Annotated in this window: 1 protein-coding gene and 2 pseudogenes; 2 read left to right on the forward strand and 1 reads right to left on the reverse strand. The window is 36.9% G+C overall.

What is annotated here, in order from left to right:
* Nucleotides 1–125 precede the first annotated feature (125 nt).
* Both KSO91_RS15925 and KSO91_RS15930 read left to right on the forward strand, forming a co-directional pair.
* Nucleotides 126–2,243, forward strand: a pseudogene (locus KSO91_RS15925) (type I restriction enzyme subunit R domain-containing protein); the annotation flags it as partial.
* Between the two features lie 81 nt (nt 2,244–2,324).
* Complete coding sequence (locus KSO91_RS15930) at nt 2,325–4,544, forward strand: hypothetical protein (RefSeq protein ID WP_238744018.1); 2,220 nt, start codon at nt 2,325–2,327, stop codon at nt 4,542–4,544.
* A gap of 24 nt (nt 4,545–4,568) precedes the next feature.
* On the opposite strand, the pseudogene KSO91_RS15935 reads toward KSO91_RS15930, so the two are convergent.
* Nucleotides 4,569–5,123, reverse strand: a pseudogene (locus KSO91_RS15935) (site-specific integrase); the annotation flags it as partial.
* Between the last annotated feature and the right edge of the window lie 128 nt (nt 5,124–5,251).

The following is a 5,251-nucleotide window of genomic DNA, read 5'->3' on the forward strand; positions in this document are numbered from 1 at the left end:
GCTCAAATGCAGTAATAACGCTACTAAGTTGCTCTGGATTTGACATAATTAAGTCCTGATGGATGAGTTACCCGTATTAAATCAGAACAAAAAATGGAAGTTGAGCTACGCTGCCGTAAGCTCACCAATTACAAGATACGATTTATCAGTTCGATCATAATGAAGGAATGATCGCTCGGGTTAATCGTGAAGAGGCGCAGGGATCTAAATCCAGCCAGTTAGCAGGTGAATTAAAAGCCAGTACCGCGATTATTATTGTAACAATTCAAACTTTCCCGCATGTACTGGAAGCCATTCGTAAAGATTCAACTCTAGCTGGTCGTAGCTTTGCCGTGATTGCCGATGAAGCGCACTCAAGTCAGACCGGTACAACCGCGCGTAAATTGCGTGAAGTGTTGATGTCGGAACAGTTAGAAGGGGATGAGGAACTCGACAGTGAAGATATGTTACGTCTTTCTCTTGAAGCGCGTAAAGGTTCGAATAATATTAGTTACTTTGCCTTTACAGCGACACCCAAGGCAAAAACCTTAGAGTTATTTGGCCGTAAGCCTGATATGGATGCCCCAGCCAGCGATAGTAATAAACCCTTGCCATTTCATGTATATTCAATGCGTCAAGCGATTGAAGAAGGCTTTATTCTTGATGTATTGCAAAACTACACCAGTTATCGTGTCGCTTACCAATTAGCACATGGCAACCCAGCCACAGATAGAGAAGTAGACAGTAAAAAAGCGTCTTCAAAGATGGCCAAATGGGTCAGGTTACACCCTTACAATATTGCTCAAAAAGTCGAAACTATTGTTGAACACTTCAATAGCAAGATTAAACATTTGCTTGGTGGTGAAGCAAAAGCAATGGTTGTTACAAGCAGCCGTTTGGAAGCTGTTCGTTATAAGAGATCCTTCGAAAAATACGTTAAAAATAAAGGCTATAACAATATTAATGCCATGGTGGCATTTTCTGGTGAAGTAAATGACCCCGATTTTCCTAAAAACGATAAAGATGCAAATCCTTCTACAGAAAAAACAATGAACCCGAATCTACGTGGTCGGGATATGCGTAAAGCGTTTGATACTAATGATTATCAGGTGATGCTGGTTGCCAATAAATTTCAAACAGGATTTGATCAACCTAAATTAGTGGCAATGTATGTGGATAAACCATTAAAAGGCGTGGAATGTATTCAAACCTTATCAAGGCTAAACCGGATGTACAAAGGTAAGGATATGACCTTTGTATTGGATTTTGTTAATGAGCCTGAAGAGATTTTAGAAGAATTTAAGGTTTACTACCAAACCGCAGAATTATCGGGAGTGTCTGATCCGAACATTGTCTATGAGCTTATGGATAAACTGGCTGAGGTTGGCATTTACCAATGGTTTGAAGTTGAAGCCTTTGTAAAGGCATATAACAGCAAGCAAGCTAATCAAGCCAAACTAGCAAACCTATGTAAACCAGCAGTCGATCGTTTTACATTGCGTTATAAAGAAGCAACGTACGTATTACATGCGGCACAAGCAGAGCTGTCGAAAGCAAAAATAGAGCATAACGACAAGGCGATTAAGTTTTCAGAGAATAGCGTGAAACACGCGAAAGAAGCCAGAGACATTCTGGACGTGTTTAAGAAAGATTTAATATCATTCTACCGCTACTATGAGTTTAGCTCTCAGATCGTTGATTTTAATGATTTTGAGCTAGAAAAACTAAGTCTATTTGCTAAGGTCTTGCATCCATTACTACGTTTTGAAGTAATTGAAGATGATGTTGATTTAACTGATGTGATAATGACCCATTACCGTTTACATGAACAACGAGAAATTGATTTAGGACTTGGTAATAAAATTGGTGAAGAGCCTGCATCCTACTTGCCTCCAAGCAAAGAGGGATCGGGTGCTGTACCTAAAGATCCCAAAACAGAGTTGCTACATGAAATAATTGAGCGAATGAATGATCTGTTTATAGAAGATGGGTTATCAGAACACGATATGCTTAATTATGCGAATACGATTGCAGGTAAAGTATCTGAAAATGAAATCGTAATGGATCAACTTAGAAGTAACACCAAAGAGCAAGCAATGTTGGGGCAATTCCCTGAGTCAATCAACAACGCTGTGATTGAAAGTATGGGCATCCATGAAAAAATGGCGATGAAGGTACTTTCTAATGAAGCGGTAGCAAAAGGCTTTGCTGGATTAATGTTTGATGTACTGATGAAAGGAATGGGGAGATCTGAGATTGTTTAAGCTTCAATGAGTTAAGTCTTACTTTCTCTACTAAACTAAAATTATAGTTTCTTTGAATTATAATTTTTAGTGGGGGCTGTAATGATAACTGAAGATCAACTCGGAAAATTTAAATTATGCTTTCCTCATGGAACAATTAAAGCCTTGAAAAACAAGAGGATAGAAATACTTCGACACCCCAAAACTGAAAATTTTGAAGTATTTAGTTACTGGAAAAACGTTGCATCATTAATAGCGAGAATTACGAATTCATGGGAAAAACATAAGCATAATATATTTATTCATGGTTCAGAAATAATAACAGATAGAGAACATTATTATGGTCGCGACACCAAACTTGAATTTCATTGTTTGAAACTTAGTCGTGGGCATTCATGGGAAGATACCTATGCTAATGTAGATGCTCAAATATCAAAATGGGATAGGAAAGATTATCCAACTGATGAACAAAAGGTCCTTACTGCTTGCCCTAATTGCCGAAAATCCATTTCCAAAACTAATACACAAAAATATCATTTTGAAAAGATGAGTAATGAAAATTTACTCATCGCAGCCAGAAACGTTCCTTCAGAAAATCTGGAATCAAATGGTACCTTTAGAGGTAAATACCCTGTTTTATCAAATGAAATGAATACCCGAGAAGTCCATGGTAAAAGCCTACTCAAACTTTTTTCTGAGGAGCAAGCGTGGAGGGGGATTCGCCCTGAGTTAATGAATTATAGTTTTAATGATTGGTGGGATTATTTGGAATTGAGTGAGTATAAAACGATAGGTGAATGGAAAAAAGGTGATCCTAGAGCACAATGCGTTTGTAGCACTTTACATAAAGATACACATTACAAAAACTTGAGAAAGGAATTTTTCAATAAAGGACGATTAACTCTTGATGGTATTCAATATGATTCTACCTCTGAATTACTTGTAGCAAAGGTTTTATCCCATTTGAATATTTCTTTTAAACCTCATGGGAAATGGGGGTTTTATTACAAAATTTCAAAAGGAGCAGCCAAACAAAGGAAGCAAAGACACCCCGAATATGATTTTAAATTCAGTGTTAACGGAAAAAAATTTATTGTCGAGGTCTGGTTGTGTTCTAAAGATAATCTGACAGAAAATGAAATGAAGGATAACTTGTTACTAGAATATATAGATAAACGAGATATTAAAATCAAAAAAGCCCTTATTTATCAATCAGATGTAACATTGGTGAGTATTGAAGCTCGTATCAATCGAAAATCTGGACAGAAAGCATTTTTGGAGCATGTACAAGAAGTTATGCTGAATAAAATCGGTCTCTCTGAAGTCAGTGATATAGATTTTGAAAGCTTGTATGAAGGAGATCCTAGACCTCTTTCTCAATGGAATGTGTGTGACTTTTTTCGAGAGTGTAGTGAAACTAATGCTAAACAAATTAGTGATCTTTCAATTAGCTTACAAAATCGCTTGCGAAAGAATAAAAATATACAAGTTTCATTGGCCCAACTTTTAGCAAGGAAACATGGGTATCCGTTGAATACTCTGTATTATTTAGCACCGTTGCCCCATGTAATTGAATATTGCTCAAAGCGACTTGAGTTGAGTGTCCGAACAGTTTATAAAAAGCTTCATACTAGAGGGAAGCTACCACATGGATTCCCTCAAAGAGTTACAAATGCATATAAATCAATTGCAACTCATCGTGAAATTTGTGGTTTGGAGGCTCGGGAGTTTATTGATTATTTTGCAGCGAAAAAAGTAGTACAAAAATATCAATTTAAGCACTCTGGTGAGTTTGAAGCAGCGAGAGATAGTAATGATGTAAAATTTTCCCCATTAAAGCAGATATACAAATTACCAGATCATCCAATAACCGGTTATCCTGAATGGGAGAATTGGGCTACGTTTCTTGGAAATAAAAAATCGTGGGAGTCAACACCTGAAGGACGTAAAGCTCTGGATGTTTTAAAAGAAGGCTCTGTAAAAGCAGTCGCTTCTTATATAAGGCGCACACTACGTTGTCATCGTAAATCAGAGCTCCGTAAGATAAGTGTTAATGCGGTTAAAGCATTAGACTTAAACCCTAAGGCTCAAGATATTGAAATAGTCGTATTTGGTTGTGCGATGAACCTTTGCTCTGATTTAGAAATCGTAGCTAAAACTGTCAAATTAGAACACCTATTAACGGAAAATATATGGCGTAAAGAACGTTCTAAGCATAAAACCTATCAACGAATTCTTGCCAAATTTCACTTGAAACACCCTAGTTATAAAGGTGATTGGAATAATATTTTAAAGTTAATCAACTGCTTAAATAATAAGTGAAAGCATATTGTTAATTTTTTCATTTTACTCTCCAAACTTATCATGCAATTTATGCGGAAATAGTTGAGTATAAACCTGCCATAAAATATTTAAATTACGATGGCCAGTTACTTGCGCTACTTCTTCAATAGAGTAGCCTTTTTCAAATAAGCGACTTGCTCCTTCACGCCTTAGATCGTGATATCTTAGATCTTCAATTCCTAATTCATTACGCACGCGCTGAAAACCAGCCGTTACACTGCGTGAGTTATAAGGAAAAATAAGCTCATTAGTTTTAGGTTGCCTCATTGCAATATCAAAAGATCCTGCTAAAAGAGGAGCTATCATATGATTACCTTCTTTTTTACGGGGATCTTTTCGATCACGTACAAGAATAGTTTTATGACCTTCATTTAAATCATCCCAGCGCAGGGCACATACTTCACCAATGCGCATGCAGGTTAGGATGCTAAACTCAAGAATATCGACAAATGGGATGCGAATTTTGCCATTTGAACGAAAGTTTTGACGTTTGAGTAAGCCTTCTTTTAGTCGTTCAATTTCATTTGTAGTGGGGCGCCGAGTTCGTTTCGCACTTTTACGAGGGTGTAAAAAGAATTGTGTAAACGTTCATTATCTATAACCTTATCAAAGGCCATTATAATGAGTAACACAATGAATAAAGAAAAACTGCAAGCACTCGCAAATGAGTTAGCCAAAGACCTTAA

This window comes from Psychromonas antarctica, from assembly GCF_022267535.1.
Taxonomy (GTDB): domain Bacteria; phylum Pseudomonadota; class Gammaproteobacteria; order Enterobacterales; family Psychromonadaceae; genus Psychromonas; species Psychromonas antarctica.